The sequence below is a fragment of the Prevotella sp. genome (assembly GCF_036570325.1).
In the GTDB taxonomy this organism is placed as follows: domain Bacteria; phylum Bacteroidota; class Bacteroidia; order Bacteroidales; family Bacteroidaceae; genus Prevotella.
Genome location: NZ_DATCYK010000056.1, coordinates 292,176 through 318,676, shown reverse-complemented (window position 1 = coordinate 318,676; position 26,501 = coordinate 292,176). Strand labels below are relative to the sequence as shown.

General features: G+C 42.1%; 25 protein-coding genes. 13 read left to right on the top strand and 12 right to left on the bottom strand.

Going from position 1 to position 26,501, the window contains the following annotated elements; all coding sequences use genetic code 11:
• Positions 1-15: 15 nt before the first annotated feature.
• From VIR50_RS05475 to VIR50_RS05465, 3 genes are all read left to right on the top strand, one after another.
• Positions 16-477 carry a T9SS type A sorting domain-containing protein gene (locus VIR50_RS05475; protein WP_331934130.1) on the top strand — a complete coding sequence of 154 codons (462 nt, stop codon included), beginning with the start codon at positions 16-18 and terminating at the stop codon, positions 475-477.
• Entirely contained in the window at positions 474-2,819 is a 2,346-nt protein-coding gene (locus VIR50_RS05470) for a cellulase family glycosylhydrolase (RefSeq protein ID WP_331934129.1), read from the top strand. The genes VIR50_RS05475 and VIR50_RS05470 overlap by 4 nt, the downstream gene beginning before the upstream one ends.
• Positions 2,820-2,883: 64 nt before the next feature.
• Positions 2,884-3,933 carry a hypothetical protein gene (locus tag VIR50_RS05465; protein WP_331934128.1) on the top strand — a complete coding sequence of 350 codons (1,050 nt, stop codon included), beginning with the start codon at positions 2,884-2,886 and terminating at the stop codon, positions 3,931-3,933.
• Between the two features lie 919 nt (positions 3,934-4,852).
• Here VIR50_RS05465 and VIR50_RS05460 read toward each other — a convergent pair.
• Together VIR50_RS05460 and VIR50_RS05455 are read right to left on the bottom strand one after the other, a co-directional pair.
• Positions 4,853-5,599, bottom strand: a complete 747-nt coding sequence (locus VIR50_RS05460) for an MvaI/BcnI family restriction endonuclease (RefSeq protein ID WP_331934127.1) — start codon at positions 5,597-5,599, stop codon at positions 4,853-4,855.
• Positions 5,589-5,876, bottom strand: coding sequence for a helix-turn-helix domain-containing protein (locus tag VIR50_RS05455; RefSeq protein WP_331934126.1), 288 nt, complete (start codon positions 5,874-5,876; stop codon positions 5,589-5,591). Before VIR50_RS05455 ends, VIR50_RS05460 begins: the two co-directional genes overlap by 11 nt.
• Before the next feature lie 103 nt (positions 5,877-5,979).
• Here VIR50_RS05455 and VIR50_RS05450 point away from each other — a divergent pair, with 103 nt between their 5' ends.
• On the top strand, positions 5,980-7,257 hold the full coding sequence (locus VIR50_RS05450) for a TRM11 family SAM-dependent methyltransferase (RefSeq protein WP_331934125.1): 1,278 nt from the start codon (positions 5,980-5,982) through the stop codon (positions 7,255-7,257).
• A 40-nt stretch (positions 7,258-7,297) separates the two neighbouring features.
• Here the strand turns inward: VIR50_RS05450 and VIR50_RS05445 are convergent, their stop codons facing one another.
• Complete coding sequence (locus tag VIR50_RS05445) at positions 7,298-8,533, bottom strand: glycoside hydrolase 5 family protein (RefSeq protein WP_414703536.1); 1,236 nt, start codon at positions 8,531-8,533, stop codon at positions 7,298-7,300.
• A 344-nt stretch (positions 8,534-8,877) separates the two neighbouring features.
• On the opposite strand from VIR50_RS05445, the gene VIR50_RS05440 reads away from it, so the two are divergent.
• The 5 genes from VIR50_RS05440 to VIR50_RS05420 all read left to right on the top strand — a co-directional run bounded on the left by VIR50_RS05440 (position 8,878) and on the right by VIR50_RS05420 (position 15,027).
• Positions 8,878-11,313 (top strand): mechanosensitive ion channel family protein, encoded by a 2,436-nt coding sequence (locus VIR50_RS05440; protein WP_331934123.1) that lies wholly within the window; start codon positions 8,878-8,880, stop codon positions 11,311-11,313.
• 5 nt (positions 11,314-11,318) lie between these two features.
• Positions 11,319-12,089 (top strand): 3-deoxy-8-phosphooctulonate synthase, encoded by a 771-nt coding sequence (gene kdsA, locus VIR50_RS05435; protein WP_331934122.1) that lies wholly within the window; start codon positions 11,319-11,321, stop codon positions 12,087-12,089.
• Between the two features lie 24 nt (positions 12,090-12,113).
• Positions 12,114-13,091: a KpsF/GutQ family sugar-phosphate isomerase gene (locus VIR50_RS05430; RefSeq protein WP_331934121.1), complete on the top strand. Its 978-nt coding sequence runs from the start codon at positions 12,114-12,116 to the stop codon at positions 13,089-13,091.
• 74 nt (positions 13,092-13,165) lie between these two features.
• Positions 13,166-14,395: a cardiolipin synthase gene (gene cls / locus VIR50_RS05425; protein WP_331934120.1), complete on the top strand. Its 1,230-nt coding sequence runs from the start codon at positions 13,166-13,168 to the stop codon at positions 14,393-14,395.
• A gap of 38 nt (positions 14,396-14,433) precedes the next feature.
• Positions 14,434-15,027 carry a LuxR C-terminal-related transcriptional regulator gene (locus tag VIR50_RS05420; protein ID WP_331934119.1) on the top strand — a complete coding sequence of 198 codons (594 nt, stop codon included), beginning with the start codon at positions 14,434-14,436 and terminating at the stop codon, positions 15,025-15,027.
• A gap of 153 nt (positions 15,028-15,180) precedes the next feature.
• On the opposite strand, the gene rny is transcribed toward VIR50_RS05420, so the two are convergent.
• From rny to VIR50_RS05400, 4 genes are all read right to left on the bottom strand, one after another.
• Positions 15,181-16,716 (bottom strand): ribonuclease Y, encoded by a 1,536-nt coding sequence (gene rny / locus VIR50_RS05415; protein ID WP_331934118.1) that lies wholly within the window; start codon positions 16,714-16,716, stop codon positions 15,181-15,183.
• Between the two features lie 41 nt (positions 16,717-16,757).
• Positions 16,758-17,057 carry a cell division protein ZapA gene (locus VIR50_RS05410; RefSeq protein ID WP_331934117.1) on the bottom strand — a complete coding sequence of 100 codons (300 nt, stop codon included), beginning with the start codon at positions 17,055-17,057 and terminating at the stop codon, positions 16,758-16,760.
• Between the two features lie 4 nt (positions 17,058-17,061).
• Positions 17,062-17,358: a hypothetical protein gene (locus tag VIR50_RS05405; RefSeq protein WP_331934116.1), complete on the bottom strand. Its 297-nt coding sequence runs from the start codon at positions 17,356-17,358 to the stop codon at positions 17,062-17,064.
• A 77-nt stretch (positions 17,359-17,435) separates the two neighbouring features.
• A complete protein-coding gene (locus VIR50_RS05400; protein WP_331934115.1) occupies positions 17,436-18,053 on the bottom strand; it encodes a hypothetical protein in 618 nt (205 codons plus the stop codon).
• 430 nt (positions 18,054-18,483) lie between these two features.
• Between VIR50_RS05400 and rfbA the strand changes: the two genes are divergently transcribed.
• The 4 genes from rfbA (at position 18,484) to VIR50_RS05380 (ending at position 22,657) form a co-directional block, all read left to right on the top strand.
• Complete coding sequence (rfbA, locus tag VIR50_RS05395) at positions 18,484-19,368, top strand: glucose-1-phosphate thymidylyltransferase RfbA (protein WP_331934114.1); 885 nt, start codon at positions 18,484-18,486, stop codon at positions 19,366-19,368.
• 37 nt (positions 19,369-19,405) lie between these two features.
• Entirely contained in the window at positions 19,406-21,958 is a 2,553-nt protein-coding gene (locus VIR50_RS05390; protein WP_331934113.1) for a GumC family protein, read from the top strand.
• The gene (locus VIR50_RS05385) at positions 21,958-22,392 is read left to right on the top strand and encodes a BT0820 family HAD-type phosphatase (RefSeq protein ID WP_331934112.1); all 435 of its coding nucleotides are present in this window, start codon (positions 21,958-21,960) and stop codon (positions 22,390-22,392) included. The genes VIR50_RS05390 and VIR50_RS05385 overlap by 1 nt, the downstream gene beginning before the upstream one ends.
• Before the next feature lie 73 nt (positions 22,393-22,465).
• Positions 22,466-22,657 carry a hypothetical protein gene (locus tag VIR50_RS05380; RefSeq protein WP_331934111.1) on the top strand — a complete coding sequence of 64 codons (192 nt, stop codon included), beginning with the start codon at positions 22,466-22,468 and terminating at the stop codon, positions 22,655-22,657.
• 398 nt (positions 22,658-23,055) lie between these two features.
• Here VIR50_RS05380 and VIR50_RS05375 read toward each other — a convergent pair whose 3' ends face one another.
• From VIR50_RS05375 to VIR50_RS05355, 5 genes are all read right to left on the bottom strand, one after another.
• Positions 23,056-23,580, bottom strand: a complete 525-nt coding sequence (locus VIR50_RS05375) for an HAD domain-containing protein (RefSeq protein ID WP_331934110.1) — start codon at positions 23,578-23,580, stop codon at positions 23,056-23,058.
• Positions 23,581-23,594: 14 nt separating this feature from the next.
• Positions 23,595-24,500 (bottom strand): helix-turn-helix transcriptional regulator, encoded by a 906-nt coding sequence (locus VIR50_RS05370; RefSeq protein WP_331934109.1) that lies wholly within the window; start codon positions 24,498-24,500, stop codon positions 23,595-23,597.
• A gap of 162 nt (positions 24,501-24,662) precedes the next feature.
• On the bottom strand, positions 24,663-25,280 hold the full coding sequence (locus VIR50_RS05365) for a hypothetical protein (protein WP_331934108.1): 618 nt from the start codon (positions 25,278-25,280) through the stop codon (positions 24,663-24,665).
• Positions 25,277-26,194, bottom strand: coding sequence for a PDDEXK-like family protein (locus tag VIR50_RS05360; protein WP_331934107.1), 918 nt, complete (start codon positions 26,192-26,194; stop codon positions 25,277-25,279). Before VIR50_RS05360 ends, VIR50_RS05365 begins: the two co-directional genes overlap by 4 nt.
• Positions 26,160-26,459, bottom strand: coding sequence for a PD-(D/E)XK nuclease family protein (locus VIR50_RS05355; protein ID WP_331934106.1), 300 nt, complete (start codon positions 26,457-26,459; stop codon positions 26,160-26,162). Before VIR50_RS05355 ends, VIR50_RS05360 begins: the two co-directional genes overlap by 35 nt.
• Positions 26,460-26,501 lie beyond the last annotated feature (42 nt).

The following is a 26,501-nucleotide window of genomic DNA, read 5'->3' as shown; positions in this document are numbered from 1 at the left end:
TATCATTCATCATGTATGAAAAAAATCATTATCACCCTCATTGTCCTTGTTTGTTCAATCACCCATCTGAGCGCACAAAGCCCTAAATCACTCATTGTCAGTTTCAATGATGGAACAACCCAATTGTTCGCTCTCTCGGCCCTACCCGACATCAAGATGGAAAACAACAAGATGACCATAACGGCCGGAAGCGCTGTCGCAGAGTACGAACTTTATAAGATAAAGTCTTTTACTTTCAGCGGGACAGCAACCGACATAAAGGACATTGTGCAGCAAAACGGGCTCACGATTGAAGGTAATCAATTGATTATCCCGGGCAAAAACGCTGACGTTTCGGTATATTCCATGAATGGCAACCATGTGAATATCATGCCGACCCGACTGCCGCAAGCCACCATTCTGAATTTAGAATCACTTCCCAAGGGCTTTTACATTATTAAAGCCAACGGTAAATCTACCAAAATCACCAAGCGATGAAAAATCTATTTACTACCCTTTTGTGCCTGATTTGCACACTCCCCGTGCTTGCCCAGTCAGCGCAAGACTCTTACACGGTGCATACCAAGGACGGCAATGCTACCCCTGTAAACATTGAAGAGAACAATCATCTTCGATTCACAGACGCCAACACGCTTGAAAGTTACATGACAGGCTTTGAGGAATTTGGCGCAAGCAACTCATGGAAAGTCGCCGACATCCAAAATATTACTTTCAACATACAACATGAAAGTCCCATTAACACCTCCGGAATAGAGCTTGCCGACAAGCAGGCAAACGAACAAACCAAACGCCTTTATCGCTATCTGAACCTTGTCTACGGCGTTCACACTATCTCGGGTGTCATGGCCGACGTGTCATGGAATCACAAAATAGCCGACCAAATCTTTCAGAAAACGGGCAAATACCCGGCACTCAACTGTTATGATTTCATCCATATACAAGTGCCCGAGGGCAATGGTTGGATTAATTATAACGACATTACCCCCGTCACAGAGTGGTATGAGGCCGGTGGTATCGTAAACCTGATGTGGCACTTCAATGTTCCCAAAACTGCCACCACTGTCATTGAAAAAAATGGAAGTGGCGTTACCACCCGTCCCGAGGAGACGACTTTCAAGGCCTCAAATGCCCTTGTAGCCGGCACTTGGGAGCATAAATGGTTCATGGAGCAGATGGAATCCGTTGCCAATGTCATTCTCAAACTTCAAGATGCAGGCGTAACTGCCCTATGGCGCCCGTTCCACGAGGCTGCCGGAAACGCCACATTGAAATCCGGAGCAGCATGGGGAAAGGCATGGTTTTGGTGGGGAGCCGACGGCGCCGAGACCTATAAACAGCTTTGGCAGACCATGTTCAACTACTTCCAGTCGAAAGGCATCCACAACTTGATATGGGAATGGACGTCGCAAAACTATAACGGAGACGCTAATCAGTTCAATAATGACCAGTCATGGTACCCCGGTGACGCCTATGTAGACATCGTAGGACGCGACCTCTACGGCTACAACGCCGCAAAGCAGGCCACCGAGTACAACCAGCTGAAAGCCCTCTACCCGCACAAGATGATCACCCTTGCCGAATGTGGAATCGAAAGCAACAGCAACACAGCTACCGCCGACGTGAACGAAGCATGGCAAGCCGGAGCCAAATGGCTAAACTTTATGCCATGGTATGGCTCACCTATGCCCTCCGACCAATGGTGGAAAGACGCATTCAAATCAGAGGCAACACTTACTCGTGATGAAATAAATATCAACACGTCCTTCATAGAAGAGAGCGCACAAAGCGCCGTCAACAACTTCGGAATAGGCTGCAACTTGGGCAACACGCTTGACGCCTACGGTGGTGGCAAAGGCAAGACGCTGAAAGAATACGAAACTTATTGGGGCCAACCCGTCACCACGCAGGCCATGATGACATTCCTCAAGAACAACGGAATGGGTGCCATCCGCATTCCGGTGACATGGTATGAGCACATGGACGAGGCCGGCAATGTGGACGCAGCATGGATGGGACGTGTCAAAGAAATAGTAGATTACGCCATCAACGCGGGCCTTTACGTCATCGTCAACGTACATCACGACACTGCCGCAGGCAAAGGCGCATGGGTAAAAGCCGACATGGGTGTTTACGAACAAACCAAGGAACGCTTCAAGAAGCTATGGACTCAAATAGCCAACACCTTTGCCAACTATGACCATCGCCTGCTTTTTGAAGGCTATAACGAAATGCTCGACGCTGCCAACACATGGAACGCCCCGAAGAACACCAGTAGCTATACCGCTCTTAACAATTACGCACAAGACTTCGTTGACGCCGTGAGAGCCACGGGAGGCAACAACGCCAAGCGCAATCTTATCGTCAACACCTACGCCGGAGCCAAAGGCAAGGAAGTATTGCAGAACTTCAACATTCCCAACGACCCTGCCCAGAACCACCTTATCGCACAAGTTCACTCTTACGACCCGTGGAACTGGATCAATACGTACGGCGAATGGAACGAAACCTGCCATACCACACTAACCAACATCTTCAATGATTTGAAGCAGAAATTCACGAATATTCCCTTCATCATCGGCGAATATGGCACCGCAGGCGAAGCTGACGCCAGCGGACAAGAGACCACCGTCACCGCCAAATCGAGCGAAAAGCTCAAGAAAGCGGCCGCCGATCAGGCCGCGGACATGGCCCGTCAGGCCAAGGCTTGCCATGCGGCAACCTTCAATTGGATGACTATTTTCGACGCAAAGGACCGCACCGTGCCACAATGGACCCTGCCCAACGTGGTAGAAGCCCTGCGTGCTGTCTACAGCGAATAACCAACAACCACGCATGGGGCTTTCTCCGTAGAGAAGGCCCCATGCCTTTTATACGACTATCATAATGAAAACTCACAGTATTTTTGCCTTGCTGGCACTCCTGCTGGCACTCTCCTCCTGCGGAAAAAAGAACAAAAGCTATGACGAAACCGGGCTTTCAGGCTTGACGACACGCACTGAAAACCTGAAAGAAAACATCACCCAACTACCCGAGAAAGGAGTGCTCATCGGCCAATTTTACGGCACCTTGGAAGGCGTGGAATGGCAAAACGACTCCGCCCGTAGCGACATTCACAGCATTTGCAACGACTGGCCGGCCGTCAACGGCTATGAGTTGGCAGGCGTGGAAAGCGGTAAAAAGAGCAACGTGGACGGTTTTTCATTTGCTCAAATCAGGAAAAACGCCCTTACGTACTTCAAACAAGGCGGCCTTATCGTCATGAATTGGACGATGCCCGATTATCAAAACAACGATAAGCAGCTGGCTTCCTACGTTCAAAAGCTGGCAGAATTCATCAACAATCTGCAAAACGAATACGGCATAAAGGCCCCCGTCGTGCTCAACCTGCTGCCCTACGACCATAAAGCATGGTACTGCCAACTGTCAGCAGAGGACTATCAGTCGCTCTATTCCGACATTCAAAACCAATTAAATGACCACGATGTCAACAATGTTGTCTACGGCTACGCGGAAAACTACACCTCGGGAAGCGACTTCCTAAGCCACTGCCCCGACGACATCAGTTGTCTGCAACTCAACTACTGTCAACCCAAAGCCCAAGCCAACACCCAACTTTACCGACAGACCTTGGAAGACATGCTGGTCAAGGGCATACCTTTCGCGCAAGAACACCAACTTTCTCTCGGTTTGATGACAGGCATGGAAGGCATTACCGACGCCGCTTACTTTGAGCAGGTGCTCATTCCTTGCATCGAAAGCCATCGTTTGCTCTATCTCATGATGGGCCGTAATCACGGCAATCGCTCGGGAAACAACTTCTACACGCCCTTTCCCGGCCATGACAACACAGCCATATCAGGCTTCATGACCTTATTCAATAACGAGAAATCCATCTTCCTGAGCCAGCTTAACGGCCTTTACCTCAAGCGCTAAGCAGTTATGACGATAGAAGATGATGTGATGAAAGATGACATGATGTGGCCTCCCGGCATTGGAAATAGATACACAACATAATAAGATGATGCGATGAAGGACAATTCGATGTAGCTTTTGTGCTTCAACAATAGCCGTACGACCACACAGAAATCTCTCCTCACCTATCCCCCTTATAAAGTCCCTCCTATCGACCGATACGAAACATCCGTCGCATAGGAGGGGCTTTTTATTTTTACCAATAACTCATTTTTCCCATTTACCAATGATTGTTTTGCCCCATCAGCCCTATTTAAATCACTCATTTTTGTAAAGAAAATTATCCGAAAAAACCGTCCCATTTTTCTATACAATGAGCACATTCCCCCACCCTGAATCCCCCTTTTTCAATCCCATACCACAACCTTTCCCGGTCTATCGCATGCCTTTATATATGCCAAAACAGCCCTTTCGCTTCTTCAAAAAAGGCTTTTCATAAAGTAGGATCAGCCCTTTCATAGCCTCAAAGGGCCACAATCACCCTACCCTTTTATACGTTATGGCAGTCCATTTCCATGCCTTTGACTCACTACACCCGACAAACCATTGATTATCAAACTATTATAAAACCACTCAAAATTACGATATTTCCACCCAACTATTTTATTTTTTGAAATATCGAAGCCTGCAACTGCCTTTTGTAAAATAAATTCTTAATTTATCTTTATACCACACTACAAATATTTAAACCAAACTCTATCTTATAACACTAAAACTAATCAGGTATAATACTTTAACTCCATATAGATTATCTTACATCTTGCAGAGTCTTCCACAAATAGTTAATAAGGAAGAGAATATATAAAACAACATGGTCTTTTAATGTGATAAATAAGAACGCCGACACTCTACTATTGTAAAATATCGGCATTCTTATTTATCATTCAATAATTTCATGGTTTTCATAGAGCAGTTTAACATTATGCTCAAGCATACGAAATCCTGACCCATGATCATGAGCCTTACCCATGTTTTTCCCTGTTTTATACGAACCTATTCGTATATCATACATAATAAGACCTTCATCTAATAGCTCTAAAAACTTATCCAAAGATAGTTCACTATAAATATCGGCAGATGTAAAATGAAAATATTCATCAGCCCCTATGTATTGACGTTCTGCCGTAACATAAAATAATTCCTTTAGCTTTCTATGCAGAATCTGATCTATAATGTTATAATTATATCTAACAATATCATCTATAAGTTTATGAGTTTCTATATCAAAGAAACCTATTTTTACTACTTGAGCTTGACGGTCATTAATTAATTTAACAGCATACTTCTTATAGCAAGAATTAAACTGATTTGCAAACATTGAGACGTGCAACCGGTTGAGGGCTGGATTATCATCATAAGGCACACCAAATTTATCTTTAAGATAATTGTTTGCACCCTTGGGGAAAGAAGGAGCTTTGGTGAATAAAGTGACGTATGAAGCAGAATCATCACGGTGAGATTTAATCTCATATCCTGCTAAATCTGGCGCATCCAAATTATTCTCTGCCACTCCCATTAAATCCTCAAAAGTCTTTCCTATTCCCGTGTTATCTATACGATTTGACTTAACAAACCCCATTTCTCTTACAGCTTTAAATCTATTGACTACTAGTTCTTTATTGTTCATAATCTATTATTTTATCAATTAACAAATTTATAATACTAACGCATTCCCTATAATCAGAATCCTCAAAAAACAACTGCTCTATTTGAATATGAAATTCCTTACAAATATCTCTAATTTGAGCAAGAGTATATTTATGAGGTTGCGCAAGACTTTCTATATTTCCTACCTGCCCCGGGGATATACTTAGGATCTTTGCCAACGCGTATTGACTACAATTATTCTCTTCTCTGATTTTTTTAATCCGAGAAATTATTTTTTGTTGAAATTCCGTTTTCATCGTTCCTTTCTGATATTCTTTTGTTACTTTTGCACAAAAATAGAGTTAAACCACAACAAGCCTACTCTCATTTTGAAAGTATTTACATCTTTTGCACTCCAAAATGAAGGTAACACAACCATACAAAATGAAAATATACGAAAGAGTATTTGATGATACGTGGAGTTTTTGGGGAGCAGATACCAAAGAATTTACACACAAATACCATATCTATCCTGCCATGATGATACCACAAGTGTGCAGAACCCTTATTGAGAAATACAAGCCCGAGGGGAAATTAGATATGATTTTTGATCCCTACTGCGGCTCGGGAACGACTCTTGTGGAAGCTTCTCTTATGGGGATAAATTCAATAGGTACAGACTTAAATCCTTTGGCTCGACTGATAGCAAGAGCCAAAACTACACATTATAACTATAGTGATATTTCTTACCAATTTCACTCCATACAAGGAGAACTAACTTTCTACACAGAAGATAAAGTAATTAATAAAAATTTTGATAGGATAACCAATTATAGTTTTTGGTACAGAGACGAAGATTTACTTAAATTATCTTATCTACAACAATTAATCGATCAATTTGCAAATATAACAACAGCAGATTTTTTCAACATCTGTTTAGCCGAAACAGTACGTGACGTTTCTTTCACTCGTAATGGTGAATTTAAACGTTTCAGGATTAAACAACAATCTATTGAGTACTTTAATCCAAATACATTCGACCTATTTGAACGTAAAGTTATACGCAATATGAATGGACTTAAAGAATTTAATTCCATTTCTAAAACAACTCCAACAACTAAGGTATGTGATTTTAATTCATCAATTAAGATTCCTTCTAATATTATTGCACCACAATCTATTGATATGGTCATAACCTCACCTCCTTACGGTGACTCACAAACAACTGTTGCTTACGGACAATTTTCTCGTTGGGCAAACGAATGGTTCAACTATCCTAATGCCAAAAATTTAGATAAACTTTTGATGGGGGGAACTAAGGAAAAAGGTGAGAGATTTGAAACAATATCTATTAGGGAAGTATTAGACAAGATAAAAGCACTTGATGAAAAGCGTTATATGGAAGTTTCCACTTTCCTAAATGACTATTGGGAGTCCATTCATCATGTCGCAGAAACAATTAGACCTGAAGGAATAGTATGCTATGTAGTAGGGAATAGGACTGTAAAAGGCATTCAAATACCCTTAGACTATTTCACGGCAGAAATGTTTGAGAAATGTGGATTTAAGCATTTAACAACTATTGTTCGCCAGATTCCCAATAAAAGAATGCCAGCTAAAACGTCTCCTACTAACAAACCCGGCAACAAAATAGACACAATGTCTAAGGAGTTTTTAGTTATCCTAAAAAAATATTAATGGGCTTCATCTTTTATACAAATGAAGCCCATATAATGTCCTACAAGCGCAGTTTCTTCATTCTTTTTACTTGTTCTTTAACAACAGAAAGGGTCGACTTATCAGAAGCAAACACGGAGTTAAGGCCTTGCTGCTCCTGTGAGGGATCGCCGGTATAGTCATCGCCCACCGTCCACTGCTCATGACGAGGATTGGCAAAGCCACCCCAGCCCCAGAAATTACAGCCTGCAAAGAGGCCGCCTTGCTCGGCATTATCGGCTACCAATTTGAACACAAACTTATAGTAGCCATCACGGGCCCGGGTAGTGGACGACTTTGTAAAGGCAAAACCATCACGGGGATAACCAAACTCCTCCATTACGAGGGGCTTACCAAGTTCTTTACATACCTGCAAATGGTCGTTGATATAATCCTGCGTGTGCTTACAACTGGCCTGCAAGTCATCCAAGAGGTGGTCTTTCCGTGCCCATCCCCAGTTATAAGGCCACAAATGAACATTGCAGTAGTCAATATTCTTATCCGCACAAATCTGCCGATAGACCTCCATATCGTTCTCGCAGCCCCAAGAGCCCTCGCTGCCAATAGAGATAAGATGGTTCTTATCGAGCGTCCGAATGAGCGAAGACGTCTCTCCCAGCCACTTTACAAAACCGGGTATGGCCTCTTTCGAGAAAGCCCTTGGCTCATTACCTATCTGCCAACTCATAATGGCCGGATCCTCCACATAGCGTATGCCCGTGTAACGATTGGTCCTGCCAAGAATAAATTTTACGTAATCATAAAATAATTGGTGGGCTTTCTGATTATCTGCAAAGCGGCTTACGAAATTCATAAAGGCCGGGTAGCCATCAATACTAGGCTGAGGAGCCTTGCCGGCTCCGGCATGCTGCAAATAAAAAGAGTAGCCTCCACTCCATTCCCATGAGTTGTTGAGATAGAGAACAGCCACCATATCGCGCTTCTTCATTTGATAAAGCAAGTAGTCAAGCCCAGCCAATATCGTGTCATTATAGACGCCGGGCGCTTTTTGGAGCGTAGGTTCCACCTTCGCGGCTACCCCATGCTCACCATCAGAGCCGACAAGAATGCGAAGATTGTCAATACCTTTCTTCTTCATAAAGTCGAGTTCCTTGCAGAGACGCTTACGATCGCCTCCCTGCCCTTCTGATCCCAAGATGGCCCCATACCAAAAATTGGTGCCTACATAATAATAAGGTTTACCATCTCTTTCAAAGTGACCATCCTTTACTTTTACAAAAGATGACTGTCCCATCATGGCAAGAGAAAAGCCCAAGCTGCCCAAAAGGCTAAAAAAACGGAAGTATTTCATGAATTGATACTTATATGTAAGTGTTTGTTTATGTATTAACTATTTGTTGCAAAATTAGGCAAACACTCCTGAAAACACTGATACTATTTTAACATTGTCTGATACTTTCTTGTAAGAAAGCACGAAAAACAAGCCCGACAGCACCATGAAAAGCGACAAAAATATCATTTCCACACTGAAAAAAATAAACAGTGGCAGCCTTTTTATCCATTCTTTTAACTACCTTTGCACAAATATCATTAGATAGGCTTCCCACATTTTGGAAGTCAGCTATACGAAATGGGGCATTTATGAACAAAAGAACATTTGTTTGGCTGCTATTGGTCAGTCTTATAGTTTTACCCTCAAAGGCCGTGCTGAAAGAGCGTGACCTCTCAAAAACTCTCTCCATACTACGTCAGGAACTGAACGAACAGCATATTGATTTGGAACGTCAGTCCGACTATCTGAAAGAACAGCAACAGCAGGTGCAGCAGAACATGTACCGCATCATGAATCAAAGCAACCAAAACTCGCTCATGCTTTACTCGCAAAAGCAAGGTTATGTGTTTGATTTGAGTTATGCGTGCCATGAAGCAACCGCACAATACCACGAGTTCAAGGAGACGGTAAAGCCTTTTAATGCCTTCATCACACAGACCAACAATGAGATTGCGCGCTTCGACAGCCTCATCATCAACCTGAGCAACATGCCCTTGGTATCGCTCTCGCCCAGAGAACAGATAGACCGAAGCGTATGTTTGGCCTTGGCGGTCAACATCAGGCGTACCCTAAACGAGAACGCCACACAGTTTAAGGAGTTCATACGTTACTATAAACAGACGGAAGAACACCTCCGCAATCTTGACGACTACGCCAACAAGCGTTATAAGGAGATACAGAGTAACATATTCAACAACAGCAGTTCCAACTATCTGACAATCCTTAAAAACCTGCATCATAACCTGCGGGAAACCAGTCAGACCGTAATAGATAAATACCGAACGGATCGCAAAGTAAAATCCGATTGGGACGCCCGTGTGCTTTTGGGACTGCTCATGCTCATCGTCGGTTGGGGTATTTTCTCTATATTCCTCAATTTTATCTTCATCAGATTGTTGCTATCCAAGGTCTTGAGCAGTGCAAAAGCCAATGCCTTCTTCTCAAAACTGATGAACAAGACAAAAGAACGAACGTTGACCGAGTCGTTCTTTGCCAAGCGCACCTGCATATTTTTGGCCACTACGGTTATCACGTTTGCCATTGCGCTTGGTATCATCCGTGTAATTTGGATAGACCAAAACTTCATCATCATGGCCAGTCAATTGCTGGTGGAATACGCATGGCTGATGGGTGTTATCTCCATTTCGCTACTAATACGTCTCGACGGCGACCAAATCAAGGCCGGTTATCGCAGTTACATTCCGTTGTTGGTAGTAGGTTTCCTTGTAATAGCATTCCGCATAGTCCTTATTCCTAACGACTTAGTAGAACTGATATTCCCTCCCATCCTATTGGTATGCACCATTTGGCAATGGACAGCCATTCGTCATAACAGCCGCCACCTGCCTAAATTCGATATATTTTATACCTATATGTCGCTCGTGGTGTTCTTGTTCTCGCTCATTTGCTCATGGAGTGGCTACGTGCTATTGTCCGTGCAATTACTTATTTGGTGGATTATGCAACTTACATGTATCCTCACCATTACATGTATTCAGGGAATCTTGAAACGCCACGGAGAAGATAAACAGTACTTCTCCCCCGACACCACCATCGTAAAGACATGGGCCTTTAAGCTCATTTATCAGGTCATACTGCCTATTTTGGGCATTGCCTCGGTCATTATCTCCATCTATTGGGCCACCGACGTGTTCAACCTCAGCGACACTACTTGGAGAATATTTACCGAGAAGATTATCAATACAGCCAACTTCTCGCTCAGTATATTTGGCATATCCCAAGTATTGACACTATATTTCTTATTCAAATACCTCAACCATACGGCTATAGAGTGGCTGGAATACCATTTCCAAAGAATGGACCCCACAACGTATATCAGCCGCACGGCCATGTCGAAGAATGTCATGCAAGTGATAATATGGGGTATTTGGCTGTTGATAAGCCTTTCCATATTCCATGTTAACAACTCATGGCTGGTGGTTGTATCAGGAGGTTTGTCTACCGGTGTGGGCTTTGCCATGAAAGACATCCTCGAGAATATCTATTATGGCATTTCGCTGATGGCCGGTCGTATCAAGATAGGAGACTGGATTGAATGCGATGGTATTCGCGGAAAAGTAAGTTCCATATCCTATACCAGCACGCAACTTGACGCCATCGACGGCAGTATCATCGCGTTTCAAAACAGCCAACTCTTCACAAAGAACTACAAGAACCTTACGAAAAACCATGGCTATGGCCTGTCGGTTATTCCCATTGGTGTGGCCTACGGCTCAAACGCAGCGGAGGTTAAGAACATGCTGACAACAGCTATTCAAAAGCTGGACTGCCGTGACAAGGCACGCGACGTGAAGGTTGTATTTGCCGGTTTTGGAGCCGATAGCATAGATTTTAAGGTCATCGTATGGGTTCCCGTATTGGTACAAACCTATGCCGAAGGCGAAATCATGGAAACAATTTACAATACTCTCAACGAAAATCATATAGAAATTCCATTCCCGCAGCGGGATATACATATTATCCGGGCCGACGACGAACAGGAACTGAAATTGACTTCAAAATAAACATTATGAGCAATCACCATTTAAACCCTATACTCATAGCAGGTCCTTGCGTTATAGAATCAGCAGAATTGCTGGATACGGTAGCCCAAGAATTGGTAAGGCTGAATAACAAGCTTGGAACTGACATTATTTTCAAAGCCTCGTTTGACAAGGCCAATCGCACTTCCATCCAATCATTCAGAGGGCCCGGATTAGACAAAGGGCTGACTATGCTGGCTGACATTAAAGAGAAATACGGTCTCAAAATCCTGACCGATATTCACGAAAGCTATCAAGCAGAGCCTACGGCTGCCGTCTGCGACGTAATACAAATACCGGCCTTTCTCTGTCGACAGACCGATTTGCTCGTGGCTGCGGCCAAGACCGGACGCATTGTCAATATAAAGAAAGCCCAATTCTTGAGTGGAAAAGACATGCGCTATCCCGTGGAGAAAGCCTTACAAAGCGGCGCCAAGGAGGTGTGGCTCACGGAACGCGGCAACAGCTTTGGCTACAATAATCTTGTAGTTGATTTTAGGAATATCCCCGACATGAAAGAGATTGTGCCTCATGTCATCATGGACTGCACGCACAGTGTGCAACGCCCCAGCGCCGGCGATGGCAAGACGGTCGGCGATAGGAAGTTTGTTCCCATGATGGCTATGGCAGCCAAAGCCTTTGGAGCCACCGGTTATTTCTTTGAAGTGCACCCCACTCCCGACCAAGGCTTGTCTGACGCGGCCAACATGTTGGAACTAAGCAAATTGGAAGAAGTAGTTCAGAATATTATTAAATAAGACTATACCTTTAAACACACTCAAATGAAGACAAGTATAGAGGACAGAATAAAAAGCGCCAAGCGGTATGGAATACAGTGCCTGAAAGATGAAGCGGAGGCGATCCTGAATCTGACAGAGCAGCTGGATGACAACTTTGAGAAGGCTGTAAAAATGATTCATGCCTGCCACGGTAAAGTTATCGTGACGGGAGTTGGCAAAAGTGGGAATATCGGAGCCAAGATAGCAGCGACACTTGCTTCGACAGGAACACCGGCTTTCTTTATCAATCCGCTTGACGTTTACCATGGTGATTTGGGCGTCATGACCGCTGACGATGTGGTCCTTGCGCTCAGCAACAGCGGACAGACCGATGAATTACTCCGATTTATCCCTATGGTACTCCACATGCACGTGCCTATCATTTCTATGACGAGCAACCCTGATTCGCTTTTAGCAAAATATAGCAATGCCCACATCAAGGTTTGGGTGGATCATGAGGCATGCCCGCTCAATTTGGCGCCGACCAGCAGCACCACGGCAGCATTGGCCATGGGTGACGCCTTGGCCGTAGCACTCATGACGGTAAGGGATTTCAAGCCCAAGGATTTCGCACAGTTCCATCCGGGAGGAGAATTAGGTCGCAAACTATTGACCACGGCTGAAGACGTCATGCGCACTGAAGAGCTTCCTATCATTCCACAAGACATGAATTTGGGAGAGGCCATCATCCATGTGAGCAAAGGCAAATTAGGACTTGGTGTGTCTTTGGAAGATAATCAGGTAATAGGCCTTATTACCGATGGAGACATACGTAGAGCAATGGAGAAGTGGCAGGCTGAGTTCTTCAACAAGACTGTAAAGGACATCATGACCCGGGCTCCGAAACAAGTTTCTCCACAAACCAAGATTTCGGAAATACAGAAAATCATGCACGACAACAAGATTCACAGTGTACTGGTCGTTGATAAGAATAATCATCTGATGGGCGTCGTGGATAGCTACGCTGCTACCCTACTGTAACAATAAACCGATAAATGAAGCTTTCATATAGATATACTCTACATTTTTTCCTCCTTTTAATACTGCTATGCGCAATGTGGGACGGGAACGTCCAAGCGCAAACAGCAGACTCTCTGATAGCCAACGACCTTAGAAAAGAAGGCGTCAGCTTTAGCCATAACAACTCCGTAGCGCTCTTAACAGATGGGCAGCAGAAGTTTGATGACATGTTCAAGTCTATCAGGCAGGCACGAGAGAGTGTTCATTTAGAATACTTTAACTTCAGAAATGACTCTATTGCCCGCATGCTATTTGAACTACTGGTTGAAAAAGCCCGGCAGGGAGTAGAAGTAAGGGCACTGTTTGATGCGTTTGGCAACTCATCCAACAATCGCCCTCTCAAGAATTATCACTTGGATAGCCTAAGAACAGCCGGGATAGAGATTTATAAATTCGACCCGATTACTTTTCCTTGGATAAATCATGTCTTTTCGCGTGATCACCGCAAAATCGTAGTTGTCGATGGAAGAATAGCCTATACCGGGGGCATGAATGTAGCCGATTACTATATAAAAGGGACGAAAGTCGTCGGCGAATGGCATGATATGCACTGTCGAATAGCAGGTGAAGAGGTTAATACGCTTCAACGCATATTCTTAAAAATGTGGAATAAAGTTTCACGACAGAATATTCCTGCGGAGCCATACTTAAATGGTGGCAAGGATATTTCGTACTTTAAAAATCTGAAAGCGGATGAATGCGAAAGTTGCGGTCAGAAAATGATAGGTATCATTAACCGTGAGCCCCGCATCAGCAACCAAATCATCAGAACGTTTTACCTATCGGCGATAAACAATGCAAAGGACAGTATAAAATTGATTAACCCTTACTTCACCCTTAATCGCAAGATTAAAAAAGCGCTGAAGAAAGCGGTAAGCAGAGGAATAAAGGTTGAAATCATGTTGAGTATTAAGAGTGATATACCGCTGACCCCTGACTGCGGATTTTATAATGCGCATAAACTGATGAAAGCCGGCTGCGACGTATGGATGTATAAGCCCGGATTTCATCATACAAAAATCATCACTATTGACGGTCGGGTATGCACAGTTGGCAGTGCCAACCTCAATGCAAGGAGCCTCAATTGGGACTACGAAGAGAATGCTGTCATTATGGATAAATGCACAACCCAACAGCTTGACAATCTCTTCGATCGAGAAAAAGCAGATTGTTTCAAGTTAACCAACGAAAGTTGGGACCAATGGAGAACCGGATGGCAGAAGTTTAAAGGATGGTTTGCCCATCTTTTAGCGCCATTTTTATAACAGAAGACTACAACCTTTAGAAAGAACAAAAGAAGAATATGGATAGGAGACCCAAGATAGCTATCATTGATAGCAACACGCTTGCGATGATGGGATTGAAGCAAATCCTACAAAATGTCATGCCAATTATGGATGTGCACAATTTCAGAACATTGGAAGATATACCGACAAACGATGTAGATACGTACGTACATTACTTTGTCGCAACTAACGTTGTGCTTCAAAATCGGTCTTTTTTCCTTGATAGAAGACGCAAGACGATAGTATTGACCCTATCAAACGACCCCAACTCACAATTAAAAGATTTCCATTGCTTGTGCTTAAACGTTCCGGAAGAACAACTCATCAGGAACTTATTGATGTTAGAACAACATGGTCACCCACATGGAGAGCACTTCCCTGATATGCCCAAGGCATTAAAAGCGAAGATTCTCAGTGACCGTGAAATCGAGGTTTTGGCCTTAATCGCCCAAGGCCTTATAAACAAAGAAATCGCTGATCACTTGAATATCAGCATGACAACGGTCATCACACATCGGAAAAATATCATTGAAAAACTTGGCCTCAAAACCGTTTCCGCACTTACAATCTATGCCGTGACGCATGGATATGTAGACATCAATAAAATCTAAGAAACCGTTTGATTCACGGATATTCACCATAAAATCAAAGAATATATATACTCAACAAATAGAATATATAAACCAAAACAAATAAGCTATATAAAATTAAAGGCTTCCAACACAAGAGTTGGAAGCCTTTAATGTATCATCTTTCATCTATTATTACTTAGCATAGGCTACAGAACGTGTCTCACGAATAACCGTAATCTTAACTTGTCCGGGATAAGTCATTTCATTCTGAATCTTTGTTGCTATTTCCGACGACAGCTTTTCAGACTCTGTATCATCCATCTTGTCAGCTCCTACAATAACGCGCAGCTCACGACCAGCCTGAATAGCATAAGTCTTAGTAACACCGGGATAGCTCATTGCAATGGCCTCTAAGTCGTTCAAACGCTTGATATAAGCCTCAACGATTTCACGACGGGCACCGGGACGTGCACCTGAAATAGCGTCACAGACCTGAACAATTGGGGCCAACAGTGTATTCATTTCTATCTCATCGTGGTGTGCACCGATAGCATTACAAATATCAGGTTTCTCTTTATACTTTTCCGCAATCTTAGCTCCGTAAAGCGCATGGGGCAACTCGCTCTCCTCATCAGGCACCTTACCTATATCATGTAACAAGCCGGCACGTTTCGCTTTCTTAGGATTCAATCCTAACTCTGAAGCCATCACCGCACAAAGATTAGCTGTTTCACGAGCATGCTGCAACAAGTTCTGACCATAAGAAGAACGATATTTCATCTTTCCTACAATACGAATCAACTCAGGATGAAGCCCATGAATACCCAAATCAATAGCGGTACGCTTACCGGTTTCGATAATCTCATTCTCAAGTTGCTTCTTAACCTTAGCCACAACTTCTTCGATACGAGCCGGATGAATACGACCATCAGCAACCAACTGATGCAAAGCTAAACGACAAATCTCACGACGTACAGGGTCAAAAGCTGAAATCACAATAGCCTCGGGCGTATCATCAACAACAATTTCAACCCCAGTCGCAGCTTCCAAAGCACGGATATTGCGACCCTCACGACCGATAATTCTACCTTTGACCTCATCGTTATCAATATGGAAAACACTGACAGAGTTCTCTATAGCGGTTTCTGTAGCCGTACGCTGTATGGTCTGTATAACGATTTTCTTTGCCTGCTGATTAGCATTGAGCTTAGCTTCATCCATGATTTCATTGATATAGCTGGCTGCATCTAACTTAGCTTGGTCTTTCAAACTCTCAATCAAGCGCTCCTTAGCTTCTTCTGCACTCAAGCCTGAAAGCTCCTCAAGTTTCGCCCGCTCTTTGTCTTGCATCTTATCAAGCTCTTCCTGCTTAATGCTCAACAACTTCTTTTCGTTATCAATGCGCTGCTGATTTTGCTCCACTTCAAGCTTACGACGTCCTAATTCTTCCTGACGCTGATTCAAAGAAATCTCACGTTGCTTCAGGCGATTCTCGCTCTGTTGGATTTTCTGATTCCTCTGTTGAACCTCTTTCTCCAACTCGCTCTTCTTATTCAAGAACTTTTCCTTTACTTCGAGAAGCTTTTTCTCTTTAATGACATCAGCTTCTTTGTTGGCTGAATCAATCATTGCATTGTATTTCCCGGTTATCACATAACGGAAAATACTATATCCTGCTACTCCTCCAATAATTAAGGCTATAGCAACTGTAACTAATAATTCTAACATTTTGTATTAATTAAATAGGTATAAAATCATATTCTCATTTACTAAGCCAAAGCCGCTTCTATTTCGGAAGTCAATTTATCGAGAATATCATTATAAGGCTGTGCATCGTTACGATCATGCTCCCGTTGATAGCGCAAGGCAATATCCACTAAAGCCATATACAGAATTTCCTTGTCTGTTTTTTGGCCTTTAAAAATACTTGCGTACGTATTAACGGCTTCATTTATCGTCTTACCGGCATCCCTATACAGCTTTTCCTCCTCGCGATTGATAATCACGGTGAGATCTGTATCATATAGATGCAAGTTTATATGTAATTTCTCTTTAGTTTCTTCCGACATACCACTATGACTTTTCACTCAACAAAGTGATACATTTATTAACGTCTCTGATAAGTTTAGACAGCCGTTTCTTTGCACTTTCCATATCCGTGTCAGAAACTTCTATCATCCTTGCTATTTTCAGACTATCATAATTTTTATGGGCCAACTCAAGCTGAGCCTCAAGCTGTTGTATCTTGAGATCTCGCTCATCTACCATGTTATACAGATCAGCATTCTCCTCTTTCAGTTTCTGAAATTGAATGATCATCTGCCGCACACGAGTAGAAAACATATTCAATCTTTGCTCTGCTGACTCCATTGAATTACAATTTGTTTACAAAAATAGAGGTAATTATTGACAAATCCAAACTTTTTAGAAGTTTTCGCCTTTTATTCCTATGCTTCCGCAGCCTTTGGTTCCTTTTTAGCAAGCATAACAACCTGATAAACAAAATCAGTAATCCACTTTTGGCTGAACCCCAAACGGTTGTTATACTTCCTAATCGCTAACACTGCTTTTATAACACCTGCATCAGAATAGTCGTTCTTTGAAAAAATATCAGCAATCGTTTTTTGTGTCATTGTGTATATGGCACTCTTGAAAAAAGAAGGCAAACGCAATTTGAACTTCATCAAGTTACCGGTCAACATCATCAAATCCTGACTAAAACCTTGGAACTGAATCATATAAGTCTGCACATCTGTTATTTTATGACAGTTCTTGCGGATACTTTGATCTATTTCCTTAAAGAAATCATCGTCTACTTTATAAATATCTTTCATCATTTTTCGACAATGATTTTTCTCGCCTATGCCCAACTTGTTATTAACAGTCGGAACATGTAGTGTAGCCTTGAAGGTACGCAAATCGGGAAGCATAGCCAAATTATTTATTCCCAAGTTGGCAGCAATGGAGGCTTGAAAATATACCCTGACAAGAGTCATATAATCTTCCATTCCACCGGATTTATTTTCATTTCCTTTTCTTTTGAATATCGTTTCGAAAATTCCCATAATTAAAATAAAACTCTATATAATGAAATTTTGTTGCAAAGATAGCAACTTTCATCTTATTTCCTGCAAAAAACACTCATAAAACAAAGTTTTTAAAGCACAAGTCTTAGGTTTTCAACAAAAAACATTATCTTTGCCGCTAAATCAAGTTCAGTTCCTATTAGTTTTAGTTCGGCAAACCGAGATTCAAGTATAATATGGATTATTATAGCAACGGCAACGAAGCCATTCTACTTTTGGTTCCCATCATAGATTTTATACTATTTAATCTATGCTTTTTACTTTGCAGCCATGCAACGAAAAGCATAGTACTTCTTCATAACACAATAAAAGGTTCTTTGTTGACTACTGACAACTCGCAGTTGACAAAAAAGAATTCCAAATTTATATTCATGACAAATGTTTTCCACTTCCAACCCACACTAATCGTATGAAAGGAATTGTATTAGCAGGAGGTAGTGGCACTCGTCTCTACCCTATTACGAAAGGAATCAGCAAGCAGCTAATCCCCATCTTTGATAAGCCGATGATTTACTATCCAATATCGGTCCTAATGTTAGCAGGCATACGCGAGATCCTTATTATAAGTACCCCTCATGATTTACCCGGTTTTCGTCGATTATTAGGTGACGGAAGCGATATAGGAATACACTTTGAATACGCTGAACAACCATCACCAGACGGATTAGCCCAAGCTTTTATCATTGGAGAATCATTCATTGGCGATGATAACGTTTGCCTTGTCTTAGGCGATAACATTTTCTATGGCGCCGGCTTTTCCGGACTTTTGCAAAAAAGTGTTAAGGCCGCAGAGGAAGGGCAAGCCAGTGTTTTCGGTTATTATGTCAATGATCCGGAAAGATATGGCGTGGCTGAATTTGACGCTACGGGCAATTGTTTATCCATAGAAGAAAAGCCCATAAACCCTAAAAGCAATTATGCGGTTGTCGGACTTTACTTTTATCCAAACAGTGTAGTGGATATTGCCAAGAGCATTAAGCCTTCAGCCAGAGGCGAACTTGAGATAACAACCGTAAATCAACAATATCTCAAAGCCCAATCTCTTAAAGTAAGAACCTTACAAAGAGGATTCGCATGGCTTGATACCGGCACCCACGACAGCCTATCAGAAGCCAGCACCTTTATTGAAGTGATCGAAAAGCGCCAAGGATTAAAGGTTGCATGCTTAGAAGAAATCGCATTCAGAAAAGGCTGGATTACCGCGGAACAATTGCAGACAGCCGCTGCTCCCATGCAAAAGAACGAATACGGAAAATATCTACTTAGCCTTATTGAAAGTAAGTCTTCACGCTAAGAAAATTTAACTCGAAATAATAAAAGAAATATATTCAATGGAAGAAACTAAGAATGTAGCCATAGAGGAACTTCTTCAAAAAGAAGAGCGGTCTTCATTTGACCTTCAGGCTATCTACACCACACTTATTCTAAACTGGAAATGGTTTGTGCTTTCACTGGTAATCTGCCTTGGCACTGCATATATTTACTTGCGATACACAACGCCAATGTACCAGACCTATGCCAAATTATTGATCAAGGATGACGAGAAGTCACCACGAGGCAACAGCATACAAAACGCCGCCAACTTGGGACTCATCACCAATTCAAATGGTATAGACAATGAAATGGAAATCTTAACATCACATTCTATTGCACAAGCAGCAGTCCGTGATTTAAAGATTTATGCCACTTATTTTATGGAGGGAAAAATAAAGGATAATGAACTTTATCGTACCCAACCTTTCAACGTGGACGTTGACGCAGTCCATTTGGAACGTCTCAATGCCCCTATCAATCTTGTTATCGAAAAGAAAAACGATAACTACACCATTACAGGTACATACTTTACTCCTCGAACAGAAAGTCAGGTTGATGATCCCTACACGATCGACAAGACAACCGACCAAATACCAACTACCATCAATACAAAGGCCGGCCTCATCAGCATTACAAGAAACATGCTGGCTACTTTCCCCGATCTAAAGAAAGGGCAAATTATGAAAGTAGTAATTGTATCGCCAAAGATGGCAGCGTACAAGTATCTCAAAAATCTTTCTGTCAGCCAAACTTCTAAAACAACCACCATTGCTCGACTTACGCTCCAAGACGAGATTCCAATGCGCGCAAGCGATTATCTGAAACAGCTTGCAATTGCTTATAACCGTCAGGCCAACGAAGACAAGAATGAGGTAGCTCAAAAGACAGAAACCTTTATAAATTCACGATTGGAGAAAATCAATGCGGAATTAGGTAACACCGAAGGAGCGCTCGAAAGTTACAAACGCCGCAACAACATGGTTGAATTAAGAATGAATGCCGGCCAATCCGTAGCTAATCAAGATGCCTATGCACAGAAATTGGCCGAAGCCAACATGCAGGTTGCTTTGCTCAATGAAATGAGCCAATATATGAACCAGCCCGGCAACAAATACGAGGCTCTGCCTTCAAGTGTAGGGTTGAACGACCAAAATGCAACTACACTCATTAACAAATACAACGAGATAGCGATGGAGCGCAAACGCCTTCTGAGAAGTGCTTCAGAAACAAGTCCCACTGTTACTCCTTTGACTGCGCAACTTGACGACTTGGATAATAGTATCCGACGTGCAATGGACCTCTCACGCCGAAACATGGAAATCCAGCGTAATTCCGTCGCTACCCAATTCAGTAAATACAATGGTGAAGTAGGTGCTTCTCCCGAACAAGAGCGCATGTTGACCCAAATAGGTCGCCAGCAAGAAGTAAAATCAGGCTTGTACCTTATGCTGCTCCAAAAGAGAGAAGAGAATTCCATCTCACTCGCCGCTACAGCCGACAAGGGAAAACTCATCGATGAACCCGAATTGATAGGTAAGGTAAGTCCTAAGTCAAGTATCATTCTATTAATAGCCTTGGTTCTTGCTTTTGGTATTCCGGCCCTTATCATCTTTGTGCTCCAATTCTTCCACTACCGTATAGAAGGCCACATGGATGTCGCTCGACTCACAACTCTTCCCATCATTGCCGATATTCCGGTAGCGAGTGAAACGGCTAAGACCAAGGCTGACATCGTTGTGCATGAGAACAAGAACAACTTGATGGAAGAAATATTCCGCAGCCTGCGTACCAATTTACAATTCATGCTGAAGGAAAATGAGAAAGTTATCGCCTTTACTTCTTCAACCTCGGGAGAAGGCAAGACTTTCACGGCAGCCAACCTTGCTGTCAGCTTTGCGTTGCTTGGCCGCAAAGTTATCCTTGTGGGCTTGGATATTCGCAAGCCCCGCCTTGCCGAATTATTTGAAATTGACGACCACCAGCATGGTATTACCAATCTTTTGGTGAAACCTGCACCCAACCAAGACGATATAAAAAGCCAAATATTAGCTTCCGGTATCAATAAAAATTTGGAACTGCTCATGGCCGGTCCCACTCCTCCTAACCCTGCGGAATTATTGGCACGCAAGAGTATGGATGTTATCTTTGAGCAACTACGGACCATGTACGATTACATTATTGTAGACACAGCGCCTGTTGGCCTTGTTACCGACACAATGCAAATAGCTCGTATCTCTGACGCGACAGTCGTTATGACCCGTGCAGATTATACGGCCAAAGAAAGCATTGGACTTATCAATGCCTTGGCTGACAGCGACAAAATGCCTAACGTCAGCATAGTCATCAATGGTATTGACATGTCTAAGAAGAAGCATGGCTACTATTACGGCTATGGCAAATATGCCAAGTATGGACGCTACGCACGCTTTGGCAGTAACTATGGTAACTACGGACGCTATGGTAACTATGGCAATTACGGTGCTTACGGCAATTATGGAAGCTATGGCAGCTACGGAAATTATTCTAACAGTCACTATGGTGACAAGAACGATGACTCTATTAAGAAATAATGAAGATCGCAGTAGATTTTGACGGAACAATCGTTACTCATTGTTATCCGGCTATAGGCGAAGAGATTCCTTTCGCCACAGAGACGCTAAAGATGTTAGCCAAAGACGGCCATCAACTGATATTATGGAGCGTGCGCGAGGGCAAACTCCTTCAGGAAGCTGTTGATTGGTGCAAGGAAAGAGGATTGGAATTTTGGGCTGTCAATAGGGATTATCCCGAAGAAGAATTTGCCAATAACAACCACTTTTCACGCAAACTGAAAGTTGACATGTTCATTGACGACCGTAATATCGGTGGACTATTAGAATGGGGACAAGTCTATCACATGATTCACGACCACTATAGTCTGAAAGATATTATCCAAGAAAAAATAAACCAACAGACGCTTGCACATGCCAATGCACCCAAGAAAAAGCATTGGTGGCAATTTTAAATCGTATTATACATTAATTTGGTAATCAGGATTTCACTTAGAAAAACCCTGATTACCATTATATTTTTTACCCATGAAAAAGCAATTAAGAACCTACACAAAACCTAAGGTAAATATTATTTCCATTAATATGGAATCTCATCTCTTAGCCGGAAGTGGTGACACTAACCATGCGATTCCTATAAAAGAAGACGGATTACCTGACAATATTTCAGCCCAATCAAAGCCATATACTATATGGGAAGATGATCTCGAGTGGGATTAATAGGCAGAAATAATATCATTTAAACACCCATACCATTTTCTTAAACTCTCAAACGAGGCTTTAAGCATTTCTTTTACGTTATAAAAGTTTATATTTCCATCGTATCATATCCACTTCCCCTCATCAAATTTAAACTCATGCTCGCTTGTAATAACAGCTTTTCAATGCAATAATAGCTACCTTTTCACACGATAAAAGCAGCCCTTTAACAATGCAAAAGGCCTACTTTAAAATGGGCTCAAAAAGATTGAAAAACATCAATAGTGAAAAGCAAAACTTTTAACAAGATGAGAGTGGAAAGATTCAAAATCAACCATATAAGATTATAAGGCTAATCGTGGTCTCAAAGTTACCACCTCAATAAGTCCCTCTCTCGACACACACGTCATTCAAGATATTCAGGATTTCTTATTAAGAATGCAGATAGCTCTACTGGCCATCTCTTCAGTAAGGCCATCGTACGGATTGGTTGGTATAAAGTGTGACAACTGATTTGCCAAGCAAATATCCTCATCATCAATAATAACATATTGCGTATTAGGCGTAACATTCTCTGTAAGCCATGAAGCAATTTTAATCCCTTTACATTGTCTTACGTGTGAATCAAAATCTTCCAAATCAGAATTGAGCAACCATTCGTCACTGACGGAAGAGGAAGTCATGCCTATTAACTGCCCCGGCATTGCGCGAGACATCCATAAACGACGCATTGCCTCCAACCCAATATATTTCCATGATGATTCTATCACAATATCGGCGTTAGTCTCATCAACAACCCGCTTTAATTGTGCAACGGCCTCAGGATCGAAGAACATACCATTCTCATCCTTACATGACCTTCCTTGACGCAGAAGCTGAGCTTGGTAATATTCCGTGTTCAACACTCCATCAAAATCCAGAAATATAATTTTCTCTATCGGCATGGGGCTTAACAAAATTAGCCATACATCTCCCACATATCACTCACCCAACCCTTCATCGTCTCTCGAAGTGATAGAGGCTCAAGCACTTCAACCATCGCACCGGCGTGGAGAAGCTCCATTACGAAGTCGTATGTCGGACGAAGATATAGTTCAAAGTCTGCATACTCATCGCAAGTATAAATTTCGTGCTGCGTCTTGTGAAGCGGTAATGTACGGAGATAATGTTGATGTTGGCGATTAGCACGAACAATGATACGCTCCACAGGCACATTTTCATCAAGTACGATACCAAAGAAGGAATCAAAATAACCACTTGCATCAAAATCCTTGGGAAGTTCAAAACGCTCGCCAGTCAGTTCTACATCCCCTATTCTATCAAGACCATAGAGGCGTATCTTGTCTTCCCCAATGCTTTTGGCAAGGAGATACCACCTCCGATGGAACATCTTTATACAATAAGGAGCAACGGGGAAAGTATAGGGACCATCACTTTCAAATTTCTTATGCGTTAGCATGACCACATGATTACCTCGCATGGCCTCCATGATGGTGGCGAGAAAATCCTGACTTGAAGGCACTTCGTCTACTAAAATACGGTCACTCAAACTGAGTTTTCCTGAAAGTACATTGGCGGTGGAATAGGTTTCGAGTAACCAACGTGCCAATGACCCTTGTTGCATCTTTTCAGGATTGCGGAAATAATAGCGATATTCTCCTCGCCCCTGATTCTCAATGCTTATGCCAAACAAATCTTCTATTGCCCATTTCCAACGGTCAAAGGTCTTGCGAGGTATCTCCACACCACAACTGAGATCGGTATTCCTCACCCAACGCTCATTTAGTTCGCGCAGGGAAATGCCTCTTTCACCGGCTCGCAACAATTCGTTGGCTACCCATATATATTTCTTCAACGTTGTCATTTTTTCTGTTTTAAAAGCGTGGTTTGTGGAAATATTATATCTAATAATATTGAATAGACATTGTTTATCGCCATTTTATTCTCATCAACTTCGATATTTCTTAGTTCAACAATTTATCGATAGTATTCTTGAAAATTTATCATGTTCTTTACAATCATAAAGTCATGATTTTAACTTATTGTAACTATAAACAATAATGAGGTCATTATTCGGAGCGGAAGAAATAGACCACTTGATTTCAGTGTCCTCTCTGAACTTTTTGAAAAAATCGTCCAAATCGTTCATCAGTTCCACTGTGGAATCGGATGGATTGGCAAGGCCAATACCACAAGCTAACGCCATAACATTTGCCGGCATATTTACCTCCTTCAATTCTTCTATTCCTTTGTCCGTACGAATACTTCCAAGATATTCTCCAAAGCTACAAATACCCAACAAATCACGACTATCGAAGGCAATCAGGGAAGGCTGTATGAGATGGTATTGAATCAGAGCCACGATACCATTGATAGTTTGAGCCTTCTCTATCTTATTATAATATGTCCATGCCCCCTTGAACTGTGCATAGTCAGAGAATGTGTTCATATCTATCACGAGATATGTAGGCCTTCCATGAATATTCTCGTTGAATAGAATATTACCAATGACATTTTGGTACGTGGTTGCGTCATCCGTCACTATCAAAATGAATGTTTCCTTGTTAGCCTCATTCACATTGTAAGGATGATGGCCAAGAACAGCTTGGGCATTCTTGCCAAGTGTTACGATGGATAGTTTCATACTTCTTTTATCATGATTCCTTTTGCCTCTACCTCAGACACAATCTCATCAATTTTCTCGTCAAACCACTTTATTATTTTATTACATTTCTCGGCATTACCAAAAGTTTCAAAGTCTGTCCAATGACGTATTTCTATAGGAAGTGGCGTTTGACCATAGGGCCACCATCCGTCACTTGGGTCAACATTGCTCATACACTGGAGTTTCTCCTGATTGCCCATTTGTTTTTTGAAAGATATTCCAATGACCATACCCTTCCAAAAAAATCCATCTGCCGACTTTATCTGAATCCAGCCTTTCCACCCTTCTTTTTGTAGGAATATCGAATTATCTTCCCCGGGTATATTTCTCCACTCATCATAACTCAAGTGCTTCTCTCTTGCAAGTTTCTCCAAAGGATTGAAGATATTTTTCCTCCAAAATGTTTCCTTTATCTTTTCTTGATTGGCCATGATGGCCCAAGCTGCATCGATGTTGTCAAGCGCTGCACCAACGACTGCTTTTGAAAAATTAGTATCCATATCTTGATGAGTTAGTTTCTTGATAATTTCTATGTACTGTGTGAGCGTTTCTCTTACCAACGGCTTGCCGTATGCCATTCTTACACATTGGTAAAGCCATGCTAAAATGTGCTCTTTATATGACAATGGTGCATAACTTGTTTTATTTCCCAAAGCGTCGGTTATGGAATTATCACTTGCGTTCTTACCGTCCAAGGTTAAATAAAACAGTTCATATTCTTTTTGAGAACTTTTAGCATAATTGTCATAGCGAAGCAACTGATGTATTTGATCATGGGCATAAATTTTATTCTCAATGATAAAGAGCCTATTGCCGATATTGATAGTTATATCAATACGTCCACCTTCTGTCGCATCTTCATTCTTGTTGCCTATTACTTTTCTCGGCTTCATCCAAATTCATTAGAGATATATCAGCCTTTTGAGCTACTTGCCGCAAAAACGCAGAAAGGAACGCACTTCCGCATCCATGACTGCCATGAGGATTCAACAGTTCGGCAAGAAAAGCAGAATGAGTTGCAGTTTCATTGCTTTCCATTTTCAGTATGGAGAACATATTGAAAGTCTCACCTCGATTAAACTTTTCTTCCTGTCTCTTCTGTTCCCCTGCAACAAGGCCATCAAGTTTTAACAGCAATTCGGTTAGTTGTTTTGCCATTGTAATTATGTTATTGCGCTATTAATATGATTCTTCTGATAG

What these genes read in the sequence shown, in the direction of transcription:
- VIR50_RS05475 (WP_331934130.1), top strand. Translation starts at nt 16, where the DNA reads ATGAAAAAAATCATTATCACCCTCATTGTCCTTGTTTGTTCAATCACC.
- VIR50_RS05470 (WP_331934129.1), top strand. Translation starts at nt 474, where the DNA reads ATGAAAAATCTATTTACTACCCTTTTGTGCCTGATTTGCACACTCCCC.
- VIR50_RS05465 (WP_331934128.1), top strand. Translation starts at nt 2,884, where the DNA reads ATGAAAACTCACAGTATTTTTGCCTTGCTGGCACTCCTGCTGGCACTC.
- VIR50_RS05460 (WP_331934127.1), bottom strand. Translation starts at nt 5,599, where the DNA reads ATGAACAATAAAGAACTAGTAGTCAATAGATTTAAAGCTGTAAGAGAA.
- VIR50_RS05455 (WP_331934126.1), bottom strand. Translation starts at nt 5,876, where the DNA reads ATGAAAACGGAATTTCAACAAAAAATAATTTCTCGGATTAAAAAAATC.
- VIR50_RS05450 (WP_331934125.1), top strand. Translation starts at nt 5,980, where the DNA reads ATGAAGGTAACACAACCATACAAAATGAAAATATACGAAAGAGTATTT.
- VIR50_RS05445 (WP_414703536.1), bottom strand. Translation starts at nt 8,533, where the DNA reads ATGATGGGACAGTCATCTTTTGTAAAAGTAAAGGATGGTCACTTTGAA.
- VIR50_RS05440 (WP_331934123.1), top strand. Translation starts at nt 8,878, where the DNA reads ATGAACAAAAGAACATTTGTTTGGCTGCTATTGGTCAGTCTTATAGTT.
- kdsA (WP_331934122.1), top strand. Translation starts at nt 11,319, where the DNA reads ATGAGCAATCACCATTTAAACCCTATACTCATAGCAGGTCCTTGCGTT.
- VIR50_RS05430 (WP_331934121.1), top strand. Translation starts at nt 12,114, where the DNA reads ATGAAGACAAGTATAGAGGACAGAATAAAAAGCGCCAAGCGGTATGGA.
- cls (WP_331934120.1), top strand. Translation starts at nt 13,166, where the DNA reads ATGTGGGACGGGAACGTCCAAGCGCAAACAGCAGACTCTCTGATAGCC.
- VIR50_RS05420 (WP_331934119.1), top strand. Translation starts at nt 14,434, where the DNA reads ATGGATAGGAGACCCAAGATAGCTATCATTGATAGCAACACGCTTGCG.
- rny (WP_331934118.1), bottom strand. Translation starts at nt 16,716, where the DNA reads ATGTTAGAATTATTAGTTACAGTTGCTATAGCCTTAATTATTGGAGGA.
- VIR50_RS05410 (WP_331934117.1), bottom strand. Translation starts at nt 17,057, where the DNA reads ATGTCGGAAGAAACTAAAGAGAAATTACATATAAACTTGCATCTATAT.
- VIR50_RS05405 (WP_331934116.1), bottom strand. Translation starts at nt 17,358, where the DNA reads ATGGAGTCAGCAGAGCAAAGATTGAATATGTTTTCTACTCGTGTGCGG.
- VIR50_RS05400 (WP_331934115.1), bottom strand. Translation starts at nt 18,053, where the DNA reads ATGGGAATTTTCGAAACGATATTCAAAAGAAAAGGAAATGAAAATAAA.
- rfbA (WP_331934114.1), top strand. Translation starts at nt 18,484, where the DNA reads ATGAAAGGAATTGTATTAGCAGGAGGTAGTGGCACTCGTCTCTACCCT.
- VIR50_RS05390 (WP_331934113.1), top strand. Translation starts at nt 19,406, where the DNA reads ATGGAAGAAACTAAGAATGTAGCCATAGAGGAACTTCTTCAAAAAGAA.
- VIR50_RS05385 (WP_331934112.1), top strand. Translation starts at nt 21,958, where the DNA reads ATGAAGATCGCAGTAGATTTTGACGGAACAATCGTTACTCATTGTTAT.
- VIR50_RS05380 (WP_331934111.1), top strand. Translation starts at nt 22,466, where the DNA reads ATGAAAAAGCAATTAAGAACCTACACAAAACCTAAGGTAAATATTATT.
- VIR50_RS05375 (WP_331934110.1), bottom strand. Translation starts at nt 23,580, where the DNA reads ATGCCGATAGAGAAAATTATATTTCTGGATTTTGATGGAGTGTTGAAC.
- VIR50_RS05370 (WP_331934109.1), bottom strand. Translation starts at nt 24,500, where the DNA reads ATGACAACGTTGAAGAAATATATATGGGTAGCCAACGAATTGTTGCGA.
- VIR50_RS05365 (WP_331934108.1), bottom strand. Translation starts at nt 25,280, where the DNA reads ATGAAACTATCCATCGTAACACTTGGCAAGAATGCCCAAGCTGTTCTT.
- VIR50_RS05360 (WP_331934107.1), bottom strand. Translation starts at nt 26,194, where the DNA reads ATGAAGCCGAGAAAAGTAATAGGCAACAAGAATGAAGATGCGACAGAA.
- VIR50_RS05355 (WP_331934106.1), bottom strand. Translation starts at nt 26,459, where the DNA reads ATGGCAAAACAACTAACCGAATTGCTGTTAAAACTTGATGGCCTTGTT.